27 protein-coding genes are annotated in these 24,598 nt (G+C 74.9%); 6 read left to right on the top strand and 21 right to left on the bottom strand.

From position 1 onward, the window contains the following. Positions 1–171: 171 nt before the first annotated feature. Positions 172–936 (bottom strand): creatininase family protein, encoded by a 765-nt coding sequence (locus ACK8OX_RS19610; protein WP_430665929.1) that lies wholly within the window; start codon positions 934–936, stop codon positions 172–174. Between the two features lie 244 nt (positions 937–1,180). Then, the gene (locus ACK8OX_RS19605) at positions 1,181–1,645 is read right to left on the bottom strand and encodes a hypothetical protein (protein ID WP_430665928.1); all 465 of its coding nucleotides are present in this window, start codon (positions 1,643–1,645) and stop codon (positions 1,181–1,183) included. 250 nt (positions 1,646–1,895) lie between these two features. Here ACK8OX_RS19605 and ACK8OX_RS19600 point away from each other — a divergent pair, with 250 nt between their 5' ends. From ACK8OX_RS19600 to ACK8OX_RS19585, 4 genes are all read left to right on the top strand, one after another. Next, the gene (locus ACK8OX_RS19600; RefSeq protein ID WP_430665927.1) at positions 1,896–3,161 is read left to right on the top strand and encodes a c-type cytochrome; all 1,266 of its coding nucleotides are present in this window, start codon (positions 1,896–1,898) and stop codon (positions 3,159–3,161) included. Between the two features lie 8 nt (positions 3,162–3,169). Next, positions 3,170–5,461, top strand: a complete 2,292-nt coding sequence (locus ACK8OX_RS19595; RefSeq protein ID WP_430665926.1) for a xanthine dehydrogenase family protein molybdopterin-binding subunit — start codon at positions 3,170–3,172, stop codon at positions 5,459–5,461. A gap of 95 nt (positions 5,462–5,556) precedes the next feature. Next, a complete protein-coding gene (locus ACK8OX_RS19590; RefSeq protein ID WP_430665925.1) occupies positions 5,557–6,327 on the top strand; it encodes a histidine phosphatase family protein in 771 nt (256 codons plus the stop codon). Next, positions 6,324–7,217 (top strand): NAD(P)H-hydrate dehydratase, encoded by an 894-nt coding sequence (locus tag ACK8OX_RS19585; RefSeq protein ID WP_430665924.1) that lies wholly within the window; start codon positions 6,324–6,326, stop codon positions 7,215–7,217. The genes ACK8OX_RS19590 and ACK8OX_RS19585 overlap by 4 nt, the downstream gene beginning before the upstream one ends. Before the next feature lie 247 nt (positions 7,218–7,464). Here the strand turns inward: ACK8OX_RS19585 and ACK8OX_RS19580 are convergent, their stop codons facing one another. From ACK8OX_RS19580 to ACK8OX_RS19515, 14 genes are all read right to left on the bottom strand, one after another. Continuing rightward, positions 7,465–8,271 carry a DNA adenine methylase gene (locus ACK8OX_RS19580; protein WP_430665923.1) on the bottom strand — a complete coding sequence of 269 codons (807 nt, stop codon included), beginning with the start codon at positions 8,269–8,271 and terminating at the stop codon, positions 7,465–7,467. Between the two features lie 189 nt (positions 8,272–8,460). After that, complete coding sequence (locus ACK8OX_RS19575; protein WP_430665922.1) at positions 8,461–8,994, bottom strand: hypothetical protein; 534 nt, start codon at positions 8,992–8,994, stop codon at positions 8,461–8,463. Continuing rightward, entirely contained in the window at positions 8,976–9,143 is a 168-nt protein-coding gene (locus ACK8OX_RS19570) for a hypothetical protein (protein ID WP_430665921.1), read from the bottom strand. Before ACK8OX_RS19570 ends, ACK8OX_RS19575 begins: the two co-directional genes overlap by 19 nt. A 49-nt stretch (positions 9,144–9,192) precedes the next feature. Further along, on the bottom strand, positions 9,193–9,519 hold the full coding sequence (locus tag ACK8OX_RS19565; protein WP_430665920.1) for a hypothetical protein: 327 nt from the start codon (positions 9,517–9,519) through the stop codon (positions 9,193–9,195). A gap of 7 nt (positions 9,520–9,526) precedes the next feature. Continuing rightward, positions 9,527–10,471, bottom strand: coding sequence for a hypothetical protein (locus tag ACK8OX_RS19560; protein WP_430665919.1), 945 nt, complete (start codon positions 10,469–10,471; stop codon positions 9,527–9,529). Positions 10,472–10,474: 3 nt separating this feature from the next. Next, a complete protein-coding gene (locus tag ACK8OX_RS19555; RefSeq protein ID WP_430665918.1) occupies positions 10,475–10,855 on the bottom strand; it encodes a hypothetical protein in 381 nt (126 codons plus the stop codon). A gap of 33 nt (positions 10,856–10,888) precedes the next feature. Then, entirely contained in the window at positions 10,889–14,824 is a 3,936-nt protein-coding gene (locus ACK8OX_RS19550; RefSeq protein ID WP_430665917.1) for a right-handed parallel beta-helix repeat-containing protein, read from the bottom strand. 45 nt (positions 14,825–14,869) lie between these two features. After that, entirely contained in the window at positions 14,870–15,334 is a 465-nt protein-coding gene (locus tag ACK8OX_RS19545; protein WP_430665916.1) for a hypothetical protein, read from the bottom strand. Positions 15,335–15,338: 4 nt separating this feature from the next. Next, positions 15,339–15,896, bottom strand: coding sequence for a gp53-like domain-containing protein (locus ACK8OX_RS19540; protein WP_430665915.1), 558 nt, complete (start codon positions 15,894–15,896; stop codon positions 15,339–15,341). 3 nt (positions 15,897–15,899) lie between these two features. Beyond that, positions 15,900–16,499, bottom strand: coding sequence for a YmfQ family protein (locus ACK8OX_RS19535; RefSeq protein WP_430665914.1), 600 nt, complete (start codon positions 16,497–16,499; stop codon positions 15,900–15,902). 2 nt (positions 16,500–16,501) lie between these two features. Then, a complete protein-coding gene (locus ACK8OX_RS19530) occupies positions 16,502–17,614 on the bottom strand; it encodes a baseplate J/gp47 family protein (protein ID WP_430665913.1) in 1,113 nt (370 codons plus the stop codon). A gap of 102 nt (positions 17,615–17,716) precedes the next feature. After that, the gene (locus ACK8OX_RS19525) at positions 17,717–18,166 is read right to left on the bottom strand and encodes a phage GP46 family protein (RefSeq protein WP_430665912.1); all 450 of its coding nucleotides are present in this window, start codon (positions 18,164–18,166) and stop codon (positions 17,717–17,719) included. Continuing rightward, the gene (locus tag ACK8OX_RS19520; RefSeq protein WP_430665911.1) at positions 18,163–18,654 is read right to left on the bottom strand and encodes a phage baseplate assembly protein domain-containing protein; all 492 of its coding nucleotides are present in this window, start codon (positions 18,652–18,654) and stop codon (positions 18,163–18,165) included. The genes ACK8OX_RS19525 and ACK8OX_RS19520 overlap by 4 nt, the downstream gene beginning before the upstream one ends. Further along, on the bottom strand, positions 18,651–19,787 hold the full coding sequence (locus ACK8OX_RS19515) for a phage baseplate assembly protein (RefSeq protein WP_430665910.1): 1,137 nt from the start codon (positions 19,785–19,787) through the stop codon (positions 18,651–18,653). The genes ACK8OX_RS19520 and ACK8OX_RS19515 overlap by 4 nt, the downstream gene beginning before the upstream one ends. 77 nt (positions 19,788–19,864) lie before the next feature. Here ACK8OX_RS19515 and ACK8OX_RS19510 point away from each other — a divergent pair, with 77 nt between their 5' ends. After that, complete coding sequence (locus tag ACK8OX_RS19510; RefSeq protein ID WP_430665909.1) at positions 19,865–20,074, top strand: type II toxin-antitoxin system HicA family toxin; 210 nt, start codon at positions 19,865–19,867, stop codon at positions 20,072–20,074. Between the two features lie 2 nt (positions 20,075–20,076). Further along, complete coding sequence (locus ACK8OX_RS19505; protein WP_430665908.1) at positions 20,077–20,502, top strand: type II toxin-antitoxin system HicB family antitoxin; 426 nt, start codon at positions 20,077–20,079, stop codon at positions 20,500–20,502. A 36-nt stretch (positions 20,503–20,538) separates the two neighbouring features. Here ACK8OX_RS19505 and ACK8OX_RS19500 read toward each other — a convergent pair whose 3' ends face one another. From ACK8OX_RS19500 to ACK8OX_RS19480, 5 genes are all read right to left on the bottom strand, one after another. Continuing rightward, entirely contained in the window at positions 20,539–21,102 is a 564-nt protein-coding gene (locus ACK8OX_RS19500; RefSeq protein ID WP_430665907.1) for a hypothetical protein, read from the bottom strand. After that, entirely contained in the window at positions 21,099–21,860 is a 762-nt protein-coding gene (locus ACK8OX_RS19495) for a DNA circularization N-terminal domain-containing protein (RefSeq protein WP_430665906.1), read from the bottom strand. The genes ACK8OX_RS19500 and ACK8OX_RS19495 overlap by 4 nt, the downstream gene beginning before the upstream one ends. After that, a complete protein-coding gene (locus ACK8OX_RS19490) occupies positions 21,857–23,791 on the bottom strand; it encodes a hypothetical protein (protein WP_430665905.1) in 1,935 nt (644 codons plus the stop codon). The genes ACK8OX_RS19495 and ACK8OX_RS19490 overlap by 4 nt, the downstream gene beginning before the upstream one ends. A 99-nt stretch (positions 23,792–23,890) precedes the next feature. Beyond that, positions 23,891–24,214: a phage tail assembly protein gene (locus ACK8OX_RS19485; RefSeq protein WP_430665904.1), complete on the bottom strand. Its 324-nt coding sequence runs from the start codon at positions 24,212–24,214 to the stop codon at positions 23,891–23,893. A gap of 2 nt (positions 24,215–24,216) precedes the next feature. Next, positions 24,217–24,585, bottom strand: a complete 369-nt coding sequence (locus ACK8OX_RS19480) for a phage tail tube protein (RefSeq protein ID WP_430665903.1) — start codon at positions 24,583–24,585, stop codon at positions 24,217–24,219. Positions 24,586–24,598: the final 13 nt, after the last annotated feature.

Raw genomic sequence — 24,598 nt, 5'->3', positions numbered from 1 at the left:
TCCCGGGACCAGGATATGGGGACGGGGCGGGGGGGAGTCACGCATCCTGCTCCGGGCTGCCGCCGGTGGCGCGAATGCGCCCGGAGGAGGAGGCGCGAATGCGCCCGGAAGGGGTGGCGCGAATGCGCCCGGAAGGGGTGGCGCGGATGCGCCCGACGGGCAGCGTCGGCGTCAGCGCCAGAGTTCGGGCCGCGCCAGCTCCTCCGCAAGCCGCGCGGCCGCGGCCTCCAGCAGGCGTTCGCCCTTGGCGGCGCTGGCCGCGCCCGGATCGCCGATGACGCCGGTGTCGGTCACCTCGGCGAAGCTGCGGTGGCGGCGGAAGCCGGGCGGCGCGGGCGGGACGGCGCGCCGCGGCAGGGCGCGGGCGATGGCGTCCGCCCGCACGCAGTCCGGGTGCAGCGCCATCATCATGGAGGTCTCGGCCTCGCAGGCATGCTGGACATTGGCCTGGCGTTCCAGGATGGCGCCGAAGGTGTCGGCATTGGCCAGCCAGTAGGTGACGCCCACCACGGGGGTGCCGAGCGCGGTGGTCAGCTCGATCGCCGCGGCCGCGATCGCCTCGATGTTGCCGCCATGGCCGTTGAGCAGCGCGATGCGCCGGAAGCCGTGCCGCGCGACGGACCGCGCGACGCCGCCGACCAGGCCTGCGAAGACGTCGCGTTCCAGCGTCACGGTGCCGCCGAAGGGCATGTGGTGCTCGGCCAGCCCGGTCCAGAGGCAGGGCAGGACCAGCGCCGGGTTGCCGGCGGCGTGCAGCCGGCGCGCCGTGCGCTCGGCGATTCCGCCCGCCAGCCACATGTCGACCCCGGTCGCCAGGTGGGGGCCGTGCTGTTCCAGCGAGGCGACGGGGATGATGACCACGGCATCGGTGCCGGCGCGGGCCTGGATCTCGGCCGCCGTCAGCCTTGCCCAGGCGATCTCGGTCCCCGTCGTCATCGCAACTCCCTCCGCGCGTGGCGGGGCAGGCTACCGCGCGATGCGGCGCGCGTGGAGCCCGGCCCTCGCCCGGCGCGGTCGGACGACCGGCATCGTGCACTGGCCCCTGCGGCCCACGGAGTGGGCCGGGCGGCCGGATGGCCGCCGCGCCAGGTGGCGCGTAGCGGAGCCGGCGGATGCCGGCGCCCGGTGCCCGAGGGCACGAAAAAGATGCACGATCGGTCGAAGCACTCGACCGATCGTATCAGGCCGCCGCGGGCTGGGCGGTGTCCTTGCGGCGGCGGAGCGAGATCGTCAGCAGCACCGCGCTGGCGATCAGCGGGACATAGGCGGCGCCGGGGTTGATGATGACGCTGCGGGTGCCGGCGATCTGCAGGATCATCGCGCGCGTGCCGCTCCAGGCGTCGATCGCGCTGATGAAGCCCCAGAGCGCGGGCAGCATGATCAGCACGATCGCGGCGACGGTCGCATGTTCCGCCCAGCGGCGGTACTGCTCCATGAAGCGGGTCGCCACCGCGGCCGCGAGGGCGAGGAAGGCGATGCCCGTCATCACCGGCAGCTTCTCGATGATGGACAGGTCGTGCACGGCGTTGCCGGCGCCCTTGAACACCACCGCGGGCATGAAGAAGGCGAGCACGGCGGCGCCGACGCCCACCATCAGCGTCAGCGTCTGGGTGTTGTCGGGCGTCTGGTCGCTGGGCTGCGTCATCGCTTGTCTCCCTTCCCTGGATGGAACCGGCCACATGGCCACGGTCCCGGCGCCACGGTGCCGCGGCCCGCTTCGCGGGTCCTGGCGGCGGCCGTGCTTCACTCTCCCCGCGCTTCCCCGCATGGACGCGGGGTTGCCGTCGTGTAATTCCTTTCATCTCCCGCCGCAAGCGGCATCATCATCGTGTCGCGCGGGAAGGCCAGCGGGGGCCCCGGTTGCGGGGCGGGCGTGCCGCGGCAAACTGTGGCGCATGCGCCGCATCCTCGCCCTGCTCGCCCTGCTGTCCCTGTCGCCGGCCACCGTCGCGCAGGAAGCCGTCCATGGCGGCCCCGTGCGCGCCCTGGCCGCCGCGGCCGATGGCGGGCTCGCCTCGGCCGGCTTCGACCAGTCCATCATCCTGTGGGACCCGGCCAGCGGCCGCGCGCGGGCGGTGGTGCGCTGGCATGGGGGGGCGGTGAACGCGCTGGCCGCGCTGCCGGGCGGCATCACGGCCAGCGCGGGAGAGGATGCGCGCATCGCGCTCTGGCCCGCCCGGCCGGGGGCGCAGCCGATGCGGGTGCTCGACGGCCATGGGGAGACGGTGGTGGCGCTGGCCGCCTCGGCGGATGGCGCGCGGCTCGCCTCCGCGTCCTGGGACGGCACGGCGCGCGTCTGGGACCTGGGCGGCGGGGCGGGGCCGCGGGTGCTGGAAGGCCATCGCGGCAACGTCAACGCGGTTGCCTTCCGCGCCGATGGCGTGGTGGCGACGGCCGGCTTCGACGGCACGCTGCGCCTGTGGCCGGAAGGCGAGCCGCCGCGCGTGCTGGCCGAGTTCGGCTTCCCGCTCAACGCCATGGCGGCGCTGCCGGACGGCACGCTGGCAGTGGGCGGGGTGGACGGGATGCTGCGCCTGGTGACGCCGGACGGTGCCGTGCGGGAGGTGCAGGCCGGCGCGCGCCCGGTGGTCGCGCTCGCCGCCGCGCCGGATGGCGGGGTGCTGGCGGCGGGGTCGCTCGGCGGCAGCGTCACGCTGTGGGACGCGGCGACGCTGCGGCTGCGCCACACGCTGGAAGGGCCCGGCCTGCCGGTCTGGTCCGCCGCCTTCTCGGCCGATGGCCGCAGCCTCTGGACCGGCGGCGCCGACCGCCGCGTGCGCCGCTGGGACCCCGCGACCGGCCGCCCGGTCGGCCCGCTGGGCGGGGAGGCGGAGCAGGCGCCCCCGGCCGGGGCCGACCCGCATGGCGCGCGCGTCTGGCGCGCCTGTTCGGCCTGCCATTCGCTGACCGCGGAGGGCGGCAACATGGCCGGGCCGCACCTGCACGGCATCTTCGGCCGCCGCATGGGCAGCGTCGCGGGCTATGCGTATTCGGAACGCCTGGCGCGCGGCGACATCACCTGGACGCGGGAGACGGTGGCGGACCTGTTCCGCCGCGGGCCGGACGTGGTGACGCCGGGCACCAGGATGCCGGTGCAGCGCGTGGACAACGACGAGGACATCCGCGCCCTGCTCGACTTCCTCGACGCGACGACGCGATAGGGGGGCGCATGGCCTACGACACGCTCCCCGGCCTCGGCCAGCCGCTGCGGCGGCTCGAGGACCCCCGCCTGCTGACCGGCGGCGGGCGCTTCGCCGCCAACCTCGCCCCGCCGGGCGCGCTGCATGCGGTCTTCCTGCGGTCCCCGCACGCCCATGCCCGCGTGCTGCGCGTCGATGCCGCCGCGGCGCGCGCCATGCCCGGCGTCACGGCCGTGCTCACCGCCGAGGACACGTTGGCCGCGGGCCTCGGCCACAACCCCGCCGTCACCGAGATCCGCGACGCCGCGGGCCGGCGCCATGCCGAGCCGCCGCGCCTTCCGATCAACCCCGGCCGCGTCCGCCATGTCGGCGAGATCGTGGCGATGGTGGTGGCGGAGACGCCGCACCTGGCGCGCGACGCGGCCGAGGCGATCGGGGTGGACTACGACCCGCTGCCCGCGGTGGTGGACGGCGCCGCCGCCCTGCTGCCCGGCGCGCCGCTGCTGCATGACGGGGCGCCGGGCAACCTGGTCTGCGACTGGCACCGGGGCGACGCCGCGGCGGTGGAAGCGGCCTTCGCCCGCGCCGCGCATGTGGCGCGCCTGCGCCACCGCTCCGCGCGCATCCTGGCGGGCTACATGGAGACGCGCGCCGCGACCGCCGAATGGGACGCGGCGGCGCGGCGCGTCACGCTCACCACGCCGTCGCAGGGCGTCCACCTGCTGCACCGCATCCTGTGCGACGACGTCCTGCGCTGGCCGCGCGGGAGGCTGCGCGTGGTGACGGGGGATGTCGGCGGCGGCTTCGGGCCGAAGCTGCCGCCCTATCCCGAACAGGCGCTGGTCTGCTTCGCGGCCGAACGGCTGGGGTGCGCCGTGCGCTGGGTGCAGGACCGCGCGGAGCACCACCTGGCCGACACCCATGCCCGCGACCTCGTCGCGGACGCGGCGCTCGCGCTCGACGCCGATGGCCGCTTCCTCGCGATCCGGGTGGAGGCGGTGGCGAATTTCGGCGCCTTCGTCTCCACCGTGAACCCCTCCATCCCGACCGGCGGCATGGCGAAGGTGCTGTCCGGCCTCTACGCCATCCCGGCCGCGCACATCGCCATGCGCTGCGCCTTCACCAACACCGCCCCGGTGGATGCCGTGCGCGGCGCCGGCAAGCCGGAGGCGCTGGTCCTGCTGGAGCGCCTGGTGGATGCCGCGGCGCGGGAGACGGGGCGCGACCCGGTGGCGCTGCGCCGCCTGAACCTGGTGCCGCGCGACGCCTTCCCGCACCGCACCGCGCTCGGCTACCGCTACGACAGCGGCGACTACGGGGCGCTGCTGGACGCGGCGCAGGAGATGTCGGACGCGCCGGGCTTCGCGGCGCGGCGCGCGGCCTCGGCCGCGAAGGGGCTGCTGCGCGGCCGCGGCCTCGCCTGCCACCTGCATGGCTCCGGCGGATGGGGGACCGAGACCTCGGTCGTCGAGGTCCTGCCCGATGGCGGCATCGCCGCGCGCACCGGCACGCAGAGCCAGGGGCAGGGCCATGCGACCGCCTATGCCCAGGTGCTCGCCGCCAGCTTCGGTGTCGATCCCGCGCGGGTCCGCATCATCCAGGGCGACAGCGAGTCCATCCCCCGCGGCGGCGGCACCGGCGGGTCCTCCTCCACCATCGTCTCGGGCACCACGCTCACGCTCGCCGCCCGCGCCGCCATCGAGCAGGGGCGGGAGGCGGCGGCGGAGATGCTGGAGGCGGCGGCGGCCGACATCGAATGGCGCGACGGGCGCTACGAGGTCGCCGGCACCGACCGCCGCGTGACGCTGGCCGAGGTCGCGGCGCAACGCGGCGGGCTGGAAGGCCGCGCCGACTTCGCCGACACGGTGGAAACCTGGCCCGCCGGCATCGCCGCCTGCGAGGTGGTGATCGACCCGGAGAGCGGCGCCGTCACGCTGGACCGCTTCGCCGCCGCGGTCGACGCGGGCGTGGTGGTGAACCCCCTGCTGCTGGCGGGGCAGTTGCATGGCGGCTGGGCGGCAGGGATCGGCCAGGCGCTGATGGAGGAGGCGCGCTACGACGCCGACGGGCAGCTGCTGTCCGCGACGCTGATGGACTACGCCATGCCACGCGCCGCGGACCTGCCGGGCTTCGCCCATTCCAGCGTCCCCGTGCCCTCGCCCAACAACGCGCTCGGCATCAAGGGAGTGGGGGAGCTGCCGACCAACGGCGCGCCGGCGGCGCTGGCCAATGCGGTGGCGGATGCGCTGGCGGCGCGGGGCATCGCGGGGGTGGACCTGCCGGTCACGCCGGAACGCGTCTGGCGGGCGCTGCGGGGCTGATCACGCCCGCGGCATCGCGACGCCCCGGGGCCCGCGCGACGCGTTGAGGGGCCTCGGGGCGCCGCCGGTGGCGCCCGCCGGATGCGGAACCCCCGATGCCCCTGCAGCACTGGCCCGAGCGGCTGTGGATCGTGCGCCACGGCGAGAGCAGCGGCAATGTCGCGCGCGACGCCGCCCATGCGGCCGGGCACACCCACATCGAGACCGGCGCGGCGCGCGACGTGGACGTGCCGCTCAGCCCGCTCGGCCGGCAGCAGGCGCGCGCGCTGGGCCGCTGGTTCGGCGCGATGCCGCCCGCGGGGCGGCCGCAGGTCGTGCTCAGCTCCCCCTACCTGCGCGCCTGCGAGACGGCGACGCTGATCCGGGAGGCCGGCGGCGTCCACCTGCACCCCGCCGACATCGTCGCCGACGAACGCCTGCGCGAGAAGGAGTTCGGCATCCTCGACCGCCTGACGCGCATCGGCATCGAGCGGCTGCACCCGGACCAGGCGGAGCTGCGCCGCACGCTCGGCAAGTTCTACCACCGCCCGCCGGGGGGCGAGAGCTGGTGCGACGTCATCCTGCGGCTGCGCAGCCTGCTCGACAGCATCGCGCTGCACCATGGCGGGGCGCGGGTGCTGATCGTCGCGCACCAGGTCGTGGTGCTGTGCCTGCGCTACCTGATCGAGAACATGTCGGAGCGCGAGATCCTGGCGATCGACGCGCAGGCGGACGTGGCGAATTGCGGCGTCACCGACTACGCCTTCGACCCCGCCCATGGCCGCAGCGGCGGGCTGGTGCTGCGCGCCTACAACTTCGTCGCGCCGCTGGAGGAAGGCGGCGCGCCGGTGACGGCCGAACCCGACGCGCCGGCGGGTGCGCGATGAGCGTCGCGGCCGAGGTTGACGAGGCGCTGCTGCGCACCATGCCGCTGCCGCGTCACGGGGATGACGAGGACAAGGACGCCCGCGGCCGCGTGCTGGTCATCGGCGGGAGCGTGGAGGTGCCGGGCGGCGCGTTGCTGGCCGGCATCGGCGCGTTGCGCGCGGGCGCGGGCAAGCTGCAGATCGCCACCTGCCGCAGCGTCGCGCCGGGCATGGCGCTGGCGGTGCCCGAGGCGCGGGTGATCGGCCTCGACGAGAGCGCGGAGGGCGAGATCGCGCCCGCCGGGGCGGACCGCGTGGCGGACCTGGCCCGCCCCTGCGACGCGGTGCTGCTCGGCCCCGGCATGATGGACGGCGCGGGGGCGGGCCTGCTGGCCGCGCGGCTGCTCACGCGGGCTGAGGGCGCGTGCTTCGTGCTCGACGCCGCGGCGCTGCACCGGCTGCACGACGGGCGCGATGCTCTGGCGCGCGGCGCGGCGGCGGGACGCGTGGTCCTCACTCCGCATGCGGGGGAGATGGCGAGGCTGCTCGGCGTGCCGCGCGACGCGGTGCTGGCCGACCGGCTCGGCGCCGCGCGGCAGGCGGCGGCGGAGTTGCAGGCGGTGGTGGCGATGAAGGGCAGTGCCACCTTCATCGTCACGCCGCAGGGCCAGGCCTGGTCCTGCGACCGCGGCAATGTCGGGCTCGCCACCTCCGGCTCCGGCGACACGCTGGCGGGGATCCTGGCGGGGCTGCTGGCGCGCGGCGCGGCACCCCTGCACGCGGCCGCCTGGGCGGTGTTCCTGCATGCCGAAGCGGGCGCGCGCCTGGCCCGCAGCCGCGGGCCGGTGGGCTTCCTGGCCCGCGAATTGCTGGCCGAGATCCCGGCCATCATGGCCGGCCTGGCGCGCTGATGGCGCAGGGAGGACCGACACGCCGTCACGCACCGAGCCGGGATTGCCGGGGAGTGTCGATCAATGGCGACAATGGCGGAGAGGGTGGCAACAAAGAAAACCTGCGTAGCGCCAGCTTAATCCTTACTTTCCCACTTCTTGCCGAACCGCTTACCCGCTGCATTACCCGGGCATGAGATGCTCCCAGGAACGACGAAAGCCGCCCCGTGGGGGGTCCCACGGGGCGGCTTAGTCAAGTTCGGTAGGGTCAGCGACGCGCAGAAATCAGCAGTTCCTTCGCGCGCGGCGCGCGCCCGCCGCCGGCAATGGCGTAGTGCAGCTCGACCTCCTCGAGCTCGAAGGCTTCGAAGATGCGACGCACCTCGGGACGGTCGTTCAGCGAAAGCAGGAACTGACCTTTGAGCGTCCCCAACAATTCGGCGAGGCGTTCGAAGTCGTCGCGGCCGAACACGCCATCGCCGTAGTCCCGCTCGCATCCCCAATAGGGCGGATCGAGGTAGAAGAGCGCGCCTGGCCGGTCATACCGAGACAGCACCTCTGAGTAAGGCAGGTGCTCGATCACGACGCCCGCCAACCGGTCGTGAATCGCCTCCAGCGCCGGCGCGAGCTTCGTCACGTCGAAGCGTCCAGGGTTCGCCGCAGAAACGCCGAAGCTGCGACCCTGCACTTTCCCACCGAACCCGCATCGCTGCAGGTAGAGGAACCGCGCCGCGCGCTCGAGGTCCGTCAGCGTGCCCGGATTTGCCGCCTGCAACCTCTGGAACTCGCTTCGGCTGGTGAACTGCCAGCGGAGGCAGTCCATCAGCGGCACATAGTGGCGCTGCAGGATGCGGAAGAGATTCGCGACATCGGTGCTGATGTCGTTGATCACCTCGGCCCTGGCCCTGTAGGGCCTGCGCAGGAAGATCCCGCCCATGCCGATGAAGGGCTCGACATAGCTGGCATGCGGGATCGCGGCGAGCCGCGCGATGATGTGGCGCGCGAGTGAACGCTTGCCACCCAGATACGGGGCAGCAGGCTCCGCCGGCTCTGCCGGCAAAAAGATGGACTCCATGTTCTCGGGACGTTCTACTGGCCCCGCCTCCGGCCGGAGGTAGCGGGGCGGTTCATCCGTGCACGGTTCGCACCCGTGCGGCTCTGGCAGCTGCTACTGCCTGGGCCCCCGCGCCTGGCGCGGCGGACGTCGCCGAGGCCCCGACCTTATCGGGGGGCGGCGGTGATGGCTACCGGCGCGAAGCCGGCCTTAGTACGGCACCGTGGCCGCCACTGCGGCGCGCCAAGCCGCAGGCCACCGGTCGGGATGCGGCTTGCCGGGGCGCCACAGCCGCGCCGCGTAGCATTGCCAAGCCGCAGCCTCGTCTGCCGGGATGTCGAACGGGTCCGTCAGCAGCAGCAGCCGCGCGACGCCAAGCGCGAGGAGGTCGTGCCCCTCGATCGCGCGCCAGATGTCGTCGGGTTCCGGGCGCACCCAGGCGGCGGCGCACATCGCCCGCAGCGGCTGTGACGAGGCCGGGTGGCGCAGCAGCAGCCCGATCGTCGGCGCTTCGAACTGCCACCAGCCGCGCGCCGGCCCGGCCCGCGCCGCGTCGCCGGCCACTGCCTGCGCGCGGGCGGCCAGCCCGGTTTCCTGGATTGCCACCGCCAGCAGGAAGCGGCGCGCCGCGGCGCGGCCGCTGCTGATCCCGGTGTGCAGCCGCACCCAGTCCAGCCCGGGATCCACCACCCCGGCGAGGAAGGCCCCCGGTGTCGGGTGCCGCGTCACGCGCGCTTCGCCCACCAGGACCAGGCCTGGCCGATCAGCCACAGCACGATGCCGCCGATCGCGGCTTCCAGACTTTCGCCGGCGATCGCACTGCCGGCCACGGCGCCGCCGACGCCGGAGAGGACATGGCGCAGCTGCCCGGACAGAACGGGGTCGATGTTCATCGGAAGGATTCCTGTGCTTGGGGTGCCGCCGCATCGCGGGCGGCGTGCGTCAGCGCGGTCGCCGAAGCGCGGCCTTCAGCGCATCGATCGCCGCGTCGATGACCGGGTCCAGCACCGCCGGGCCCTTGTTCGCGATCACGCCGATGACGACGAGCGCGGGCGACCCTTCGACGCCGGCCGCGTGGCAGCCAAGCGCGCCGAGCGCGGCGCAGCCGGCGATCAGCGGCAGTTCGTAGACCAGCACCGTCGCGACGCGGCGCCAGGTGAGGCTCTCGCGGGAGACCTTGGCCAGCAGCAGCGTGCGGCCGGCCATCGCCGCCAGCAGCGAGGCGCCGGCCTCGGCGCCGCTGGGCAGCGGTTCGGGAAGCAGGGTCATCGGCCGGTCACGCCAGCAGTTCGATGACGGTGATGAAGCCGTCGCCGCCGCGCCCGCCAGCGCCGCCGATCGCCGCTTCGGCCGAGCCGCCGCCGCCGCCGCCGGCGGACCGGCCGCCGGCGCCGCCCGCGCCCCCCACCGCGCCGATCGCGCCACCGCCGCCGGCGCCGGAGAATCCTGCCATGCCGGGCACCGGCGCACCGGCCGTGCCGGCACCGGCCGGCACCGTGCCGCCGATGCTGAACAGGGCACCACCGGCCAGCGGAGACCTGCCCGTGCCGCCCGCGAAGGCGGTGCTGGCGGTGCTGACGCCGCCCCCGCCCGCGCCGCCGCTGCCGCCGGACAGCGAAGCGCCTGCGATGCTGCCGACCGCGCCATTGGCGCCGCCGCCGCCCCCGCCGCCGCCACCGGCATTGGTCCCGCCGGACGTGACGGGGGACGGCTGCGTGCCCGCGCCGCCGATCCCGCCGCCGCTCGGCCCGGCGGTGCCGGCCACCCCGGTCGCGGTGCTGCCGCCCACCCCGGCGAAGCCACCGCCGCCGCCGCCGCCGCTGACGCCGGCCAGCTGCCCCCCCGCGCCGCCACCGCCGGCGAAGGCGGTCAGGATCGCGACGCCCCCCATCAGCAGCGTCGTGTTGCCGCCGGCCGCCCCCGCCCCGCCCGCGGTGTTGCCCACCGTCGCGCCGGCCCCGCCGTTGCCGCCGGCGCCGATGGTGGGGGTGAGCGGCCCGGTGATCTCCGCGGCGGGGATCACGCGCTCGACCACGGCGGCGCCGCCGCCGCCGCCGCCGCCGGACGAGGCGGAGCCGGCCGCCGTGCGCGCGCCGCCGCCGCCACCCCCGCCACCGCCACCGGCGATGATGCGGATCGCCACCACATCCGGCCCGGGCGAATAGGGGACGCCGCCCGTCAGCGTGACGCTGCGGGCCCGGGGTTCCAGCCACATCGGCATGCGTCAGGCCTCCCAGGCCACGAAGGTCTGCCCCGCGGTCGCGCCCCAGATGCTGAGCGCGGTGACCGGCACGTCATGCGCCGCAGCCTCGTAGAGGGCCCCGGGCGGGATGCGGATGCCGGCGGAGGAGGAGGCGACGCCGGTCGAGCGCAGCCGGAGCTCGGCGCCCGAGGTGTTCTGCACGCCCAGCGCGCGGCGGTTCGGGTTCGAGACGGCCATCACCTGCGCCGTGTCGGCCGCGGCGATGGAGCCGGACAGGTCGGTGCGCGTCGTGCCGCTGCTGCCGGCCCGGACATAGGGCTCCAGCGCGCCGCTGGCGGGGTCCTGGAAGTGACGCGTGAGCGCGGCCGAGGCCGCCCTTCCGGGGAAGGTGACGTCAGGCATGGGGAATCCTTGTTGGTGGGGCCGCCCGCAGCTTCAGGGCATCAGCAGCGGCGACATGAAGCCGGCGAGCAGGTCGTCCGCTGCCGCGTAGCCAAGCCTGTCGATGCCGAGCACGCGGGCATCCGCGCCGGCGCCCAGGCCTGCGTCGTTGCCGAGGCGCAGGGTCGTCGGCGTGAAGGCCAGCGCGGCGACGCTCGCGGGCGCGCCGCCCTGCAACTGCACCACGGCCCGCCCGCCCTTGAGCGCGAGGGCGATCGCTTGGCGCCCCCGCGTCACCGTGCCGAGCGTCGTGACATCCGCCACCGCGCCACCCGCCGTGACCGTGGACAGGCGGATATTCCCCGTGCCCGCCGGGTTGCGGACGATCAGGCGGTTGCCGTTGCCACCGTCGTCCAGCTGCATCAGCACGCGATCCGCGGCGCCCGCCGGGAAGGGCAGCCGCAGCGACGCGAGGACCGTCCCCTCGCCCGCCGGCCACAGCACCGCCAGCGCCCCGGACAGCCCTTCCGCCGCCCGCGTCGCGGCAGCCGCGCCGGTCGCGACATAGGCGGAGGGCCCCCGTGCGCGTTCGAGCTGCGCGCCCCAGACCGGCACGGCGACGCCCGCCGGCGACCAGGTCACCGTGGCCGGGCTGTTGCTCAGCAGGGCGTAATGCCGGTGCGTCGTCTCGCTTCCGCTCGTCACCGTCAGCCAGGGGCGCCACCAGCCGTTGCCGGTCGCCTCGATCCCAGCCTCGATGCCGGTGAAGGAACCGAACACGGCGGTGCTCACGATCGCCATGGCGCCGAGGTCGACCACCGCGCGGCCGCCGTTGCCGTTGGTGCCCGCATCCGCCCAGAGATGCAGGTAGAGCCCTGCTGCACCGCGCGTGAACACGCTGCAGGACAGCCACATCGGCGCGGCCGGCTTGGCGCGCGACTGGCCGACCGCGAGCGAGGTGGATGCCCCCGTCCCCCCGAGTGTCTGCGCCGTGGCAGTGCCGTCCGGCGCGGTGCCGCCACCCCAGGCCGCGATGGCCGCGACGCCCACCTTGGTCCAGGCTGCCTGCCCGAAATCCCCGCTGTGCAGCAGTTCGTTCGTGCGGGCGCCGTCCAGGGCCATCTCGCCGGCGGGTCCGTCCCAGCGCGGCAGGTTGGGGGCGATGCCCTCCACCACGCCGGCGGCCGAGACCCGGTTGCCCGCCGTGGCACGCGCGAAGGCGAGCCCGGACAGCAGGTTCGGCCGCAGCAGCACGCTGCGGCCGCCGAGGATGCCGTCCATCAGCGCCACCATGCGCGCCGTCACCCATTCGGTGTTGGCGACCTGACGGCTGCTGTCGAGGACCGCCGGGGTGGCGGACTGCAGCGGTGCGGCCGCGTCGTCGGCGCCGTAGTAGGCGCCCCCGGTCATCACCACCTCCCCGCCGCGGGCAACGAACCGCGCTGCGGACAGCGTGGCAGCGAGCGGCTGGGTGACGGCCCGCAGCGTGCGGATGTTGCCGCCACTGACCGAGGCGTCGCGCAGGTTGACGGTGCGGGCCGGGTTGGCGGCGCTGATCCGCAGTTCCTGCCCGTCCTCGAGGCCGGTGACTGTGTCGAGGTCGTCGGAGGCGGCGCCGCCTTCCGTGTCGACCACCAGGTCGCGCGTGTCCGGCCAAGCGGCGACGGTCCCGCCCACGATGGTGGCCGTCCGCCGCGTGTCGGCGGCGACCCGGTTGCTGGCGTTGGCGCCCCGCACATAGGGGGTCGCGCAGCCCCGCAGGTCGTTGTCCGCCGCGATCCGAGCGTTGCCGACCCCGTCGTCGAGGCGGATGCCCACGGCCGAGGTGGGGCCGTCGGCAGTCACCCCGTTGCCGCTGGCCTGCGCGCCGTCGACCAGGCCCGGCGCGGTGGCGTTGAGCCAGATCGCCGTGCCGGTGGCGCCGGCGGGCAGGTGCACGGCATTGTCGCGGATGCGGGGGGCTGCGGTGTCGCGCAGCCGGATCGCGTGCTGGGCGGTCCCGTTGGTGATGACCGTGTTGCCGCCGACCCGCAGGTTGCGGGCATCGCGGATCCACACCGCATCGGCCGCGACCGAGCGCCCCCGCGCATCGACGCGGTTGCCCTCGATCCGGCCGCCGGCGATGGCGCGCGCGGCGTCGCCCTGCACGAACAGGCCCTGCGCGTTGAAGTCGCGCACGCGGTTGCCGATGATGTCCACCCGGTCGTAGCCGGCTGCGGAGGCGTTGCCGACCGCGACGCGGATTCCGACGCCCGATGCGGCCAGGCCGACCGCCTCGACCTCGCAGTTGAGGATCCGGATGTCGCCCGGCCGCCCCGTCTCGTTGTGGACCCCGATGCCGTGGCTGTCGGCGCCGATCACCCGGACATGCTCGATCACGCCGCTGGCACATTCGAAGTTCACCGCCTGCAGCGTCGCGCCCCTGACGGTGACATGGCGGAAGTTGATCCGCTCTGCCGCCGCGTGGGTGTCGAGCGCGTCGCCGCCGCCGCCCGCGCCGTAGTTCGCCCGCGCCGAATTCTCGACGTCCGAGAACGCGTATTCGCAGTCGCGCGGGATGCCGCCATAGGCGGCGCTGTTGCCGGTCGTCACCGCGTGGCGGCAGTTGCGGCTGGTCATGTGGTGCGCGCGGCAGTGCTGCGCGGCATCGGAGAAGGAGACGCCGTAGCCCGTGGTCGCGGTGACGGTGTCGAGGGTCGTGCAGTGTTCCGCCACGCCGGAGATCGTGTCCCGGAACTGGATGTGGACGGCGTCGAAACGCGCGATCTCCACGCCCCGCACGGTCACGTCCTGCGCGCGGTAGAACCGGATCGCGGCGGCGGCGTCGCCGGGTGGCGTCGTCGGCCCCCAGATCTGGCCCCCCTCGATCACGACGCCGGTCGACGGCGTCACGACCTCGACCATCGCGGCGGCCGCCAGGCGGTAGGTGTCCCACAGCGCGGACTGCAGGGTGACCATGTTGCCGGTCACGCCCCCGACGCGCACCATCTCGCCCAGGCGGGAGTTGGTGCGGCCGGGGTCGAACAGGTCGGTGGACCAGATGCGCAGCAGCGCGCCGGGCGGGATCGCCGCGCCGTCGGCGACCGCGATCGTCATCGTCCCGCGCACCGCATCGCCCGTCAGCGCCACCGCGCCGCCGGCGGAACCGGCGACGAGGAGGCCGGTGACGTTGGCTGCCGCCGGCCCGAAGTCCAGCGCGACACCCCCGTCGATGATGACGCGCGTGCGCGGCGGCACGACCAGGCCGGCTGCCAGCCGGTAGATGCTGCCCGCGGCCGTCCTGCGGATCCTGACCTCGCGGCCTGCCCCCCGCGTGAGCAGGAGCTGCAACGCAGCCGCGTTGTCCGTCGTGCCATCGGGCACCGCGCCGAAGCCGGCGGCCGTGAACTCCCCGTCGCGGATGATGTTGGCGACCGGCAGCAGGGGCGCTAGGTCGTCCTGCCGCGCCGCCGCCGCCGCATCGCGCAGCCCCTGCCAGGATACGCGGCCGCCCTGGCCGCCCCGCACCACGGGCAACAGGTCCTCCTCGAGCGGCGCGCCGAGGGCCGGGAGATTGTCGATGCGCTGCGCCGTCACCGGCTGGCCGGACGGCGTGATGAGCGCGCCGCTGCCGGCATCGACCCAGGGCGGGGCGCCATCCGCGGGCACCACGGCGGATGCTACGCAGTCGAAGACCCGCTCATCCACCGCTTCGGTGGGGCCGGCGCAGGACACGCGCACGGCCCAGGCGCCGGCCTGGTCGAGCCCGACATCGACCCACCAGGTCGCCGCAGCGCCGCCCACTGCCGCGCCGCTGAGGACCAGCACGGTGCCGTCCGGCTTGCGGAGCCGGAATTCGACCCCCGCCACGGCGGCGGGCGTCGCGGCGACCTGGTCGGCGAAGTCGGCCAGGACCCGCAGGCTTTCGCCCCGCCAGTAGCGGGGGCGCAGGCGGCCGGCGTCGCGCTCGAAGCGCAGCGTCGCCGTGACGGCCGCGAGCGTCGCGCTCATCGGGATCTCCGGACGTGATGGGGGGCGTCGGGTCGGGGCTGGGTGTCAGGCGGTCTCGGCCGGCGTGCCGTCGGCCAGCAGCGCGGCCGCTTCCGCGGGGGTGACCAGGCCGGCGCCCCGCAGCGTGGCGACGCCGGCCGCGATCTCCGGATCGTCGAGATCCACCTCGCGGCTCGCGGCAAGATCGTCCAGGAACATCTGCAGCTCGGCCGAGCCGCCCTCCATCGCCTGCGACGCGGCCAGCGTGATCGCGGCGCGCGAGGCGGGCGAGAGGCGGCGGCGGAAGGCCAGGGTCCGGATGCGACGGATCGGCGGCGCGGGCGGCGACGGCGGCGGATCGCAGGGGACAAGCGCGGTGCCGTCCCATCGCTGCCCCGCCGTATCGGCGATCCAGGCGGTCCAGGTCTCGGCCGGGATGGGGAAGCTGCCGGGCGGAATCGCAGCGTGCAGCGTCGCGTCATGGAAAGCCAGCACGCGGCCGTCCGCGTCGGTCAGGGCGAAGATGGTCATGTCATCAGTTCCCGAGCACGAGGTAGGCCGCCTGGAACCCCTGCGTGGGCGCGTAGCCCGAGGCGATGCCGGTGACGGTGATCTGCGATGCGGTCACGCCGCTGAGCCATACATTCGTCCCGCCCCAGCCGGTGCCGACGATGCCGCCATGGATCAGCGAGACGAGCGCCCGCAGCGCCCCGGTGGGGAAGGTGGTCGGCAGCGTGACGGTCTGCGTCGCGTTGATGTTCTGCCCGGCCGCGGTCGGGGTGGTGACGAGGCCCCACTGGACGATGAGGCCGCCGGGCAGCCGCTGCCAGCCGTTGCCGCCGAGGCTGCCCCCGCCGCCGTAGAGCACGGCCAGCGCGTCGCGCAGCTGGGTCCAGACCGTCTTGCTCGGCGTCAGGCCGCCGGCGACGACGACGGCGCGCAGTTCCTCCTGCAGCATGTTGAGGAACCAGTCGGGGATGACGGTGGCGGGCACGCCGCCACCCGGGTTCCCGTTGGTGAAGAAGCCTTCCGTTCCCGCGGCCGGGACCGCGGGGGCGGCGGCGGCGGCGGTGGCGACATCGATGCGGCGCATGGATCAGGTCCCGTAGAGGAAGCGGATGACGGTGTGGGCGGGCCGCAGGCGCGACAGGGCGCATTCCAGCGGCCCGTTGCCCCAGCTCCGCAGCGGTTCGCCGGCGACGGCCGCGCCGGCCTGCGCCTCGGTGACGGTGTCCGCCGGCGCACGCACGGTCAGGGCATGGGCCCAGGCCTCGCCGCCGACGGGCGATCCGGCGGTGGCGACGCCGGCGCGGGCCGGGGCGTGTTCCTCGATCGTCACGGCGAAGCCCGCGGCCGCCGCGACGCCGACGAGGTAGGGGACCGACTGGCCGCCGCGCGCGGCGACCCGCGCCACGACACCCGCCCGGCGCTGCTGCACCGTGTCCGGCGTGCCGGTGCAGGGGTCCGGCAGGCCGACGGTGAGTTCCCAGTCGGCCAGCAGTTCCAGCGCGCTGCCCGGGAAGGCATCGACCAGCAGCCCCCGGGCGCGGGCACGCAGCCGCGCGACGCCGGCGACCAGGCCGCCCAGCACCGCATCCTGGGTGGTGCCGGGGTGGCGCGGCCAGACCGCGCCGGTCGGCATGAGGGCCCGCGCCGCGGCCAGGTGGTCCGCGGCACCGCGATCGACATCGGCCATCGTCAGGCCGGCCAGGTGATGGTGCCGAGCACCGGCAGCGCGCCGGCCGGCGCGGTAAGCGAGGCGACCGGCGACAGCAGCGAGAACCGCCCGACCCCGGGAACGCCGTCGATCGCGGCCACCAGGTCGGACTGGTAGATCGTGCCGCCGGGGGCCGCGGTGCGGCGGAACATGCCGCGCAGCGCATCGGTGATCGCGGCGCGGATCCCGCTGTCGTCGGCCGACAGGTCGGCGATCGTCAGGTTCACCGGGTAGGCGGTCGGCGCGACGACATGCACCAGCGCCGTCGCGGGGCGGAGGGGGTGGATGCGGTCCGCCACGACCAGCTGGTCGCCCGTGGCCGGGATGCCGCGCGGCTCCGCCGCGGCGACGCCGCCCGTGCCCTGCGGAAAGCCACCGAAGGACGCCCGGACATCGTCGAGCATGACGTAGACCACCACGGTGCCCGCCCCGGCCCCGTTCGGCGCCGCCCAGGCGCGGGTGACGCCGGGCACCTCGAGGGCCCAGAGCGGGTAGTCCGCCGCGGCACCGCCCTGCGGCGGCGCGCGGTAACGGTCGAGCATGCGGGTCCGGAAGTCCTCCTCCGCCTCCTCGTCCGCGCCGCCGGCGGCCGCGGTGGCGAGCGCGCCGGTGGCGTTGACCCCGGACGCCGAGCCGGAGATGACGAGTTCCGCGCCGGCCGGGGCATTGCCGGCGCTGCCGGGCTGTTCGGCCGCGACCGGGACCGTCACGGTGCCGACGCCGCCGACGGTGCCGATCGCGGTGGTGAGGTAGGACACGCCGTCGGCGGCGCGGCTCAGGCGCGTGCCCTCCGCCAGGATCGCACCCGGCGTGCCGGTGAAGGTCGCGCTGCCGGTCGCGGAGGCCTCGCCCTTGCGGATGACGCCGACCAGGGCCGCCCAGGCGATGAGGTGGACGCCCGTCGCGGTCGCCGGCACCGCCTGCCGCGCGATCCAGTCGAGATAGCCGTAGACGCCGTGGACGAGGCCGGAGGCGACCTTGGCGAGGATCGCGAGCGGCGAGCTGCGGAGGATGGCGCCGCCGCCGACGGCATCGCGCAGATCCGCCCGCGCCTGCCGCAGCAGGGCGGTCAGGGTGGGCCGTTCGAAGGACATGTTCCTGTGCCTCAGACGCCGGCGCGCATCCGCGCGCCAGGCTTGCGCGCCGATGCAGCGGCGCGCGGGTTGGAATGTCGGCCGGTGCGGTCTGCGGGGGGCCTACAGGCCCCCCCAGGCCCATTCGGCCCGCAGCGCAGCGGTGCCGCCCCCGGGCTGGGTGACCGTGATGACGGCGCCCATGCGGGTCGGCGTGCGCCATTCGGTCGCGACCTCGACGCGGTCCGCCAGGCCATCCTCGACCAGCCAGGCCAGGGCTTCCCGGATGTAGTCGCGGGCGAGCGCCAGCGTCTCCGGTAGGCGCTTGGACCGGCGCAGCAGCCAGAGCCGGGAGCCGACCGGATCGCCGAGGGCGTTGCCCCACCAGCCGCGACGGTCCGTCTCGCCGGGCGGCAGCCGGTCCCCCGGGTCGGCGCGGGCGTCGGTGAAGAGGCTGACGATCACCGCCGTTTCCAGCGCCGCCGCGGTCAGCAGCGCGCCGTCGCCGGTGAGCTGCCAGTCACCCGTCGTCAGCGCGGGATCCCAGACGATCGCGATGTCGGTGGCGGTCATGCCGGGGAGCCGGTGCTGCTGCCGGTTTCGGGGTGCGTGTGGGTGTTGAAGGTGCGGGCGCCCACCCGCACGTCCCCGGTCACCTCGAGCAGGGACTCGATGCGGACCTTCGGCGTATTGGTGACCGTGACCTGGCGGCCCCCGCCATCGATAACGATACCGGCGCGGGTCAGGTGGACCCGCTGGCCGAGATCGTCGTGGACGGCGCATTCGCCATCGGCCAGTTCCAGCTGGTAGCGGCGGTCGTTGGTGGCGACGATGAAGCCGGCGGCGCGGTTGCCGCCGGGAAACAGCACCACTACATCCGCGCCGGCCCGCGGGCGCGACGCGAAGCCGTAGGCGTTCAGCAGCGGCGTGTCGTCGCGGATCTCCGCCCCGTCGAAGCGCACCTGCAGGCGCCGCGCGCCGCGGCCGCCGAGCGCGGTGCTGGCGACCACGCGGCCGACCGCGATCATCGACATCAGCCGGGCATAGAGGCGGTCGATCACGGGGTCGGTCCGCTGGCCGGGCGCAGCGCCTCCGCGACCTGCCAGTCGAAGGGCTGGAGGATGATCGGCTGCGGCTGGAAGGCCTCGCGGGGCATCAGGGTCAGGCGCGCGCGGGTGCCGGACCGCCCGAGTTCGAAGTTCACCTCGGTGATGAGCCAGTCGGCGTCGGGCAGCCCCAGCGTGGGCAGCTGCACGCGGGCGATCGTGTTCGGCCGCCACAGCGCGCCGGCGGCATCGCGCCAGGAATCCGCGACCACCTCCACGGCCTGGCTGCGGCCGAGCCGGCGGGCCCGTTCCCATTCCACGCGGCGCTGGATGAAAGCCGGGTCGTTCTGCGCCACCTCCGCGACGATGATCAGCGGGCGGAAGCGGCGCCCGCTGCCTGGCACGGCGGCGCCAATCGAGATGTCGGGGGCGGATGCGCGGGTGTTGAAGTCCGCCGACGCCGTGGCGCGCGCGACGTCGCCCAGCGTTTCCACCGGCATGAAGACCGCTTCGTACAGGCTGTACCGCTTGTCGGCGGAGCGGGTGACGTTCGCCTCCTCGACGTTCACGCCTTCCTTGAAGCCGCTGGCGGCGCGGTCGGCGCCGAGCCGCGCCAGGACCAGCCGGCCGTCCGGCCCTTCATGGGCCAGGAAGTCGGAATGGCGCGCGATCCGGTCGATGATGTCCCAGGCGGTTTCCGTGAGGATGACGTTGAACTGGGGCACGACCTCCCCATCGCCGGCGCGTGCGTCGACCTCGATCCCGTAGACCGCGGCGAGGCGTTCGATGACCGCGCGGGCTCGGCTGGCCCGGATCTGGTTGGCGCTGCCGCGCAGATAGGCCGAGCAGTCCACCAGGTCCTGGCAGCGCCCCCGCCCGGTGACCTTGATGGCCGTCCCGCCGCGCCGGCTGACGGCGACCGCGTAGCGGTCCACATAGCCGGTGACGACGGTGTCGGTGCCGATCTGCAGGACGCATTCCATCCCCGGCTGCACCGGCACTGCCGCCTCACCCGGGAAGGTGTCCGTCACCAGCAGGGTGAAGTCCCCCGGCATGCGTTCGATGCCGATGCCGACGGAGATCTCCTGCCAGCCGGACAGCTGCCGGTCGCCCACCGTCAGGGTCACGTCGCCGTCGCGGCTGGGCATGGGCTCTCCGGAGATCATCGGGCATATCTGCCCGGTCTGCGCTTGACGCTCGGGCACATCTGCCCGATATTGTCGGCATGAAGCCCGCCGATCTTCTTCGTCGCCTCCGCCGCCTCGCCACCCGGCGCGGCTGGGACATCGATGTCAGCGAAGGCGGGCGGCACACGAAGGTGACGTTGAACGGCCGGTCGACCACCGTGCCGCGCCACCCGGTCGACCTGAAGACCGGGCTCTACCACGCAATCCTGAAGCAGCTCGGCCTCAGCCGGGCGGACCTGGAGGACTGACCATGCGCTACGCCTATCCCGTGACGCTGACGCCAGAGCCCGGGGGCGGCTTCAGCGTGTCCTTCCCGGACGTGCCGGAGGCGCTGACCCAGGGCGAGGACGAAGCCGACGCGCTGGCGATGGCAGAGGACGCACTGGTCAGCGGCCTGAGCTTCTACGTCGACCGCGAGGCGCCGCTTCCGGTGCCGAGCGAGGCGGCGGGCCGTCCTGTCGTTGCCGTGCCGGTGCTGGAGGCCACCAAGCTGGCGCTGCACGAGGCGATGCTCGCGGCCCGCATCAGCACGGTGGAACTGGCCCGTCGGATGGGCATCGACGAGAAGAACGCCCGCCGGGTGCGGGACATCCTGCACCGCAGCCGGGTCGACCAGGTGGAACTGGCCCTGCGCGCCCTCGGCCGCCGCGTCGTCGTCGAGGTCGAGGCCGCCTGAAGCGTGGTCCACGCCCCCGCTGGCGCGGATCACGCTTCAGTCCCCGCGCACGCGGAACCGGCCGCCGATGAAGTTCGGGTCCTCGGCGCCGGCGGCGAGCGCGACCTCGTCCGCGCGGTCGGGATCCTCGAACAGCCGCCAGGCGTGGACGAGGGCGGGCAGCGGTTCCGCCACATTCACCTCCCGCAGGCGGGAGAGGTCGGCGGCGCGGGCGGTCAGATCCTCCGCCACCGCGGCGCGCAGGTCCCGCAGGGCCAGCGCCGCGGCGGCGTCGCCGGCATCGGCGGCGCGGATCTCCTCCGCCTCCAGCAGGGTGCAGGTGGCATCGCGCAGCGCCACCGCTTCCTCGTAGCCCGGCGGCGTCGCGGCGGCCGTGGCGCGGGCCAGGGCCGCCAGGGCGGCGCGGCGGCACAACGCGGCCGCCGCTGCCTCGGCCGTTGCCATGGCCCGGCCCAGGCCGTCGTCCCCGGTCGCCGCGACGGGCCCCACGGCGGCCAGCAGCGCCAGCAGGCGGATGGCGTCGGCCGGGTCCTGCCCCAGCCGGCGCACCGCCCCGGCGAGGTCCTGCACGGCCGCGGCCAGGTCCGACAGCGCGGTCACAGCCGGGCCGCCAGGCGCGTGACCCGGTCCACGCCGTCGGCCACGCGGCGGCGGGCCGAGCCGAGCGCAGCCAGGCCGCCATCGACCGTGCGCAGCGTGCCGCCGACCGGCGACAGCGCGTTGCGGTAGCCGGCCGTGAAGCGCCCGAAGGCACGGTCGACCCCGGGCACCACGAGGCCGGCGACGTTCAGCACCGCGCGGGCGTCGCCGATCAGGCCGCTGGCGATGCGGGTGTACTGCCCGACCGCCGTCTGCACCTGGCGCACCACGGCCGCGCCGCCGCGCAGTGCGTCGCCGGCGGCGCGGGCGAAGTCGCCCGCCGCGGCGGCGTCGAGGGCGCCGGCCAGCGATTCCACCCGCGCGCCGGGCGCGAGACCCGCGAGCGGGAACAGCTCCGCGCCGTTCTCGATGAAGGTGAAGTGCAGTTCCACCACGCGGCCAAGGTCGTGGCGGACCGTGCTGCGGAATTCCACGAGGCTGGCCTTCAGGGGGCCGAGCGTCGGGTGCATCAGCTGGCCCGGCCCTTCCGCCTCCGCCGCCTCGATCATCTCGGCCTCGAGCGCGGCGACGTCGTCACCGACGAGGAAGCCGCGGAGGCCGAGCTTGCGGGTGGCGCGGCCGAGGTCCTCGACCCAGACGGAGTCCCGGAAGGGGTATTCGTGCACCGCCGTGGCGCGGCCGAAGGCGCCGTCGGCGTCCCAGACGCCGAAGGGCACGCCACGCCAGGAGGCGGGGCGATAGGGGCCGGGGCGGGTCATGGCGTGGCCCCGAGCGCGGGGCGTTCGATGCGCACGCCGCCGCCCGGCGTCTCGGTGCGGATGGTGGCGCCGGCGCTGCCGGGCCCGGCCAGGGTGACGCGCACATTCACCTCCTGCGGGGCGGCGGCGGCGGCCGGCGCGCGCGCGGCTTCCAGCACGCCATCGACGGTGCGCTGGTCCACGCCCGGGCGGCGCTGCCCGGCATAGGCGCCCTGCCCGGTGCGCGGGTCCGGGATGGACGCCCATTCGCGCGCCAGGCGGGACTGAAATTCGTCACGCGAGATCGCGCCAGCCTGGAACTGGCGCAGGCCGCGGCGTTCCGCCAGCGCGGTGGCCAGCCGGTCCTGCATCGCCGCATCGAAGCGTTCCGACCCGTCGAGGCCGAGCGCCCCGCGCAGGTCGCGCAGGGTGCTGCGGGTGATCTGGTAGCGGCCGGCGGCAGAGGAGTTCAGCGTGTTGCCGGGATGGCGGAGCATCGCGCCCTGCATCTCGTCGATTTCGTCGAGCGTCATGCCGGTGAGGTCGCGGTCGCCGCCGATGAAGGCGCCGTAGCCGAGTGTCTCGTTGTAGCCGCGGCCGCGGTCGGTGCCCTCGGCACGGCCAATGAGGCCGAGCAGGTCCGTCGGCGCCGGGCCGGGTTCGGCGGGGATGCCGCCATAGACGGCGCCGCGGTCGCGCCACAGCGTGGCGCGTTCCCTCTGCCGTTCCGGCGAGCCGGCGCCCGTCTCGCGATACCGCTCCAGCATCCGCACGAAGCCGTAGCCAGCACCGCCGACCACGGCAGCGCCGCCCAGCGCCGCGGCGGCGCTGGTGCCGGCTGCCGTCCCGGCGAGGGATGCCGCGCCGCCCAACGCCGACAGGCCCAGCCGGCCAGCCAGCAAGGCGATCGAGGTCAGCGGCGACAGGAGACGCGCCGTCAGGACGGCGCCCAGCACGATGGCCGCATTCTGCATTCCGCCCATCCAGCCGATGACGGTGTCGAACGCGCCGCCGATCGCCTCGAGGCGTTCGCCGAGCCGGGTCAGGCCGCCGTCATCGACCCAGGCTGCGAACCGACGGGCCAGGCCCTCGACGATGTCGCCGAGCTGCGGCCCCTTCTCGATCAGCCAGTTCGACAGGCGGTCCAGCAGCGGCACGAGCACCGGCGCCAGCCGCGCGGCGAGGATGTTGGTCAGGCCCTGCCCGGCGAGGCTGAGGCGCGTCTGCGCCATCTCGAACTGCCGGGCGGCGGCCGCACCCTCCTCGGTCACGGCGCCCGCTCGGCGCGCCTCCTCCTCGTATGCGCGCATGCCGGCGGCGCCCTGGCGCAGGTAGGGCAGCAACCCGGCCGGCAGGCGCAGCGCGCCCATGACGCGGGCCTGCAGGCGCGGATCGGCGATGCGGGCGATGCCGTCGGCGACCTCCGGCAGGACCTCCGACGCGGTGCGTGCCTCGCCGGCCGCGTTCCGCATGTCGATGCGGAGCATGCGGAGATACATCGCCGCCGTGTCGTCGCGGCCGCCGGCGGCGTCGATCACGGCGCCGCCGAGGCCTTCGAGGCCGGCGGACAGGTCCTCGGCCGAGGATCCCGCGAGCCGCGCAGCGCCGCCCATCACATGCAGCGCGGATGCCGTGGTCTGCACGCGGTAGGCGGTGCGGCCGAGTTCTGCCCCCATGGCCGCGAAGCCGCCGACCAGGCGATACAGGCCGGCGACGCTGCCGGCGGCGGTCACCGCGCCGAGCGCCGGGACCATCGCCGCGAGGTTCCGCACCGCGGCGCCCAGGCCGGCCGCCAGCGTCCGGACCGCCGGCGTGACGCCGGAGGCATTCCCGAGCCGCCCGAGCGCCGCGTTCAGCGCCCGGACATTGCCCCCGATCTTCAGGAGCGGCGCCGAGACCTGGTCGACGCCGCGGATGACGACGTTCAGCGTGCCGGCGGATGCCGTGGTCATGTCAGAGCCGTCCCATCTCGGCCGCGCGGCGGGTCCACCACAGCAGCTGCGCCGGCGTCATGACGAAGGCGTCCCGCGGCCCGAAGCCGCAGGCCATCGTCACCCGGGCGGCGGCGCGTCCCCAGCCGCCATCGGGCCATTCGGCAAAAAACGCGCGAAATACTCCGAGGCGTGTTCCAGCACCTTCGGCGACATCTTCACCGCGAGCTGGGGCGGGATGCCGGCGCTGGCCACCATCATCGCCACCGCCTGTTCCACCTGCCCCTTCTGGCGCTGCGCGGCGAGGATCATCTCGATCGTCAGCGGCCGCAGCGTGATCTCGGTCCAGGTGGTGCCGTTGTACTCGACCGCCGGGAAGCGGACCGTGCGGGGCGGGATCTCCTCGATCACGTCCTCGGCGTCAGTCAGGCTGCGTGCGTCCATCGTCAGCCCTCCTGCACGTCCGCGCCTTCGAAGCGGACTTCGAAGGTGGCGTCGTCGCTGTTCACCTCGACCGCGTTGACGCACCACATGCCGTTGCCGGTGATGCGCTTGCCGCTGGTGAGCTCGAGCGAGACGGAGACGCTCTCCATCCCCTCGAAGTCACCGACGCGGGTGCCCGCGCTGTCGCGGATCTGCGCCTTGATGTAGGGGGCGACCGGCTTCACGCTGAAGCCGTGGACGCCGCCCTGGCCCATCAGCGTTTCCTTCACGCTGCGGCTGACCTGGTAGCCGACGCTGCCGACGACCGCGTATTCGACGCCGTCGATGTAGAGGTAGGAGGTGCCGGCTAGGGCACCGGGCTCGAAGGCCATGGAATCGATCCTG

It is taken from the genome of Falsiroseomonas sp. CW058, assembly GCF_050563535.1.
GTDB lineage: Bacteria > Pseudomonadota > Alphaproteobacteria > Acetobacterales > Acetobacteraceae > Falsiroseomonas.
Note: the sequence above shows the minus strand (reverse complement) of the source record. Positions and strands in the feature narration are given on the sequence as shown.

Excerpts from the sequence above, each read along its gene's own strand:
- ACK8OX_RS19515 (WP_430665910.1), bottom strand. The coding sequence starts at position 19,787 with ATGCCCAGCCGCGACGGCGACGTGACCCTGACGGTGGGCGACCGGCAG.
- ACK8OX_RS19505 (WP_430665908.1), top strand. The coding sequence starts at position 20,077 with ATGCGCTACGCCTATCCCGTGACGCTGACGCCAGAGCCCGGGGGCGGC.
- ACK8OX_RS19570 (WP_430665921.1), bottom strand. The coding sequence starts at position 9,143 with ATGAACATCGACCCCGTTCTGTCCGGGCAGCTGCGCCATGTCCTCTCC.
- ACK8OX_RS19600 (WP_430665927.1), top strand. The coding sequence starts at position 1,896 with ATGCGCCGCATCCTCGCCCTGCTCGCCCTGCTGTCCCTGTCGCCGGCC.
- ACK8OX_RS19580 (WP_430665923.1), bottom strand. The coding sequence starts at position 8,271 with ATGGAGTCCATCTTTTTGCCGGCAGAGCCGGCGGAGCCTGCTGCCCCG.
- ACK8OX_RS19565 (WP_430665920.1), bottom strand. The coding sequence starts at position 9,519 with ATGACCCTGCTTCCCGAACCGCTGCCCAGCGGCGCCGAGGCCGGCGCC.
- ACK8OX_RS19540 (WP_430665915.1), bottom strand. The coding sequence starts at position 15,896 with ATGCGCCGCATCGATGTCGCCACCGCCGCCGCCGCCGCCCCCGCGGTC.
- ACK8OX_RS19545 (WP_430665916.1), bottom strand. The coding sequence starts at position 15,334 with ATGACCATCTTCGCCCTGACCGACGCGGACGGCCGCGTGCTGGCTTTC.
- ACK8OX_RS19585 (WP_430665924.1), top strand. The coding sequence starts at position 6,324 with ATGAGCGTCGCGGCCGAGGTTGACGAGGCGCTGCTGCGCACCATGCCG.
- ACK8OX_RS19510 (WP_430665909.1), top strand. The coding sequence starts at position 19,865 with ATGAAGCCCGCCGATCTTCTTCGTCGCCTCCGCCGCCTCGCCACCCGG.
- ACK8OX_RS19480 (WP_430665903.1), bottom strand. The coding sequence starts at position 24,585 with ATGGCCTTCGAGCCCGGTGCCCTAGCCGGCACCTCCTACCTCTACATC.
- ACK8OX_RS19525 (WP_430665912.1), bottom strand. The coding sequence starts at position 18,166 with ATGACCGCCACCGACATCGCGATCGTCTGGGATCCCGCGCTGACGACG.
- ACK8OX_RS19485 (WP_430665904.1), bottom strand. The coding sequence starts at position 24,214 with ATGGACGCACGCAGCCTGACTGACGCCGAGGACGTGATCGAGGAGATC.
- ACK8OX_RS19495 (WP_430665906.1), bottom strand. The coding sequence starts at position 21,860 with ATGACCCGCCCCGGCCCCTATCGCCCCGCCTCCTGGCGTGGCGTGCCC.
- ACK8OX_RS19590 (WP_430665925.1), top strand. The coding sequence starts at position 5,557 with ATGCCCCTGCAGCACTGGCCCGAGCGGCTGTGGATCGTGCGCCACGGC.
- ACK8OX_RS19605 (WP_430665928.1), bottom strand. The coding sequence starts at position 1,645 with ATGACGCAGCCCAGCGACCAGACGCCCGACAACACCCAGACGCTGACG.
- ACK8OX_RS19560 (WP_430665919.1), bottom strand. The coding sequence starts at position 10,471 with ATGCCGATGTGGCTGGAACCCCGGGCCCGCAGCGTCACGCTGACGGGC.
- ACK8OX_RS19490 (WP_430665905.1), bottom strand. The coding sequence starts at position 23,791 with ATGACCACGGCATCCGCCGGCACGCTGAACGTCGTCATCCGCGGCGTC.
- ACK8OX_RS19595 (WP_430665926.1), top strand. The coding sequence starts at position 3,170 with ATGGCCTACGACACGCTCCCCGGCCTCGGCCAGCCGCTGCGGCGGCTC.
- ACK8OX_RS19550 (WP_430665917.1), bottom strand. The coding sequence starts at position 14,824 with ATGAGCGCGACGCTCGCGGCCGTCACGGCGACGCTGCGCTTCGAGCGC.
- ACK8OX_RS19610 (WP_430665929.1), bottom strand. The coding sequence starts at position 936 with ATGACGACGGGGACCGAGATCGCCTGGGCAAGGCTGACGGCGGCCGAG.
- ACK8OX_RS19535 (WP_430665914.1), bottom strand. The coding sequence starts at position 16,499 with ATGGCCGATGTCGATCGCGGTGCCGCGGACCACCTGGCCGCGGCGCGG.
- ACK8OX_RS19530 (WP_430665913.1), bottom strand. The coding sequence starts at position 17,614 with ATGTCCTTCGAACGGCCCACCCTGACCGCCCTGCTGCGGCAGGCGCGG.
- ACK8OX_RS19555 (WP_430665918.1), bottom strand. The coding sequence starts at position 10,855 with ATGCCTGACGTCACCTTCCCCGGAAGGGCGGCCTCGGCCGCGCTCACG.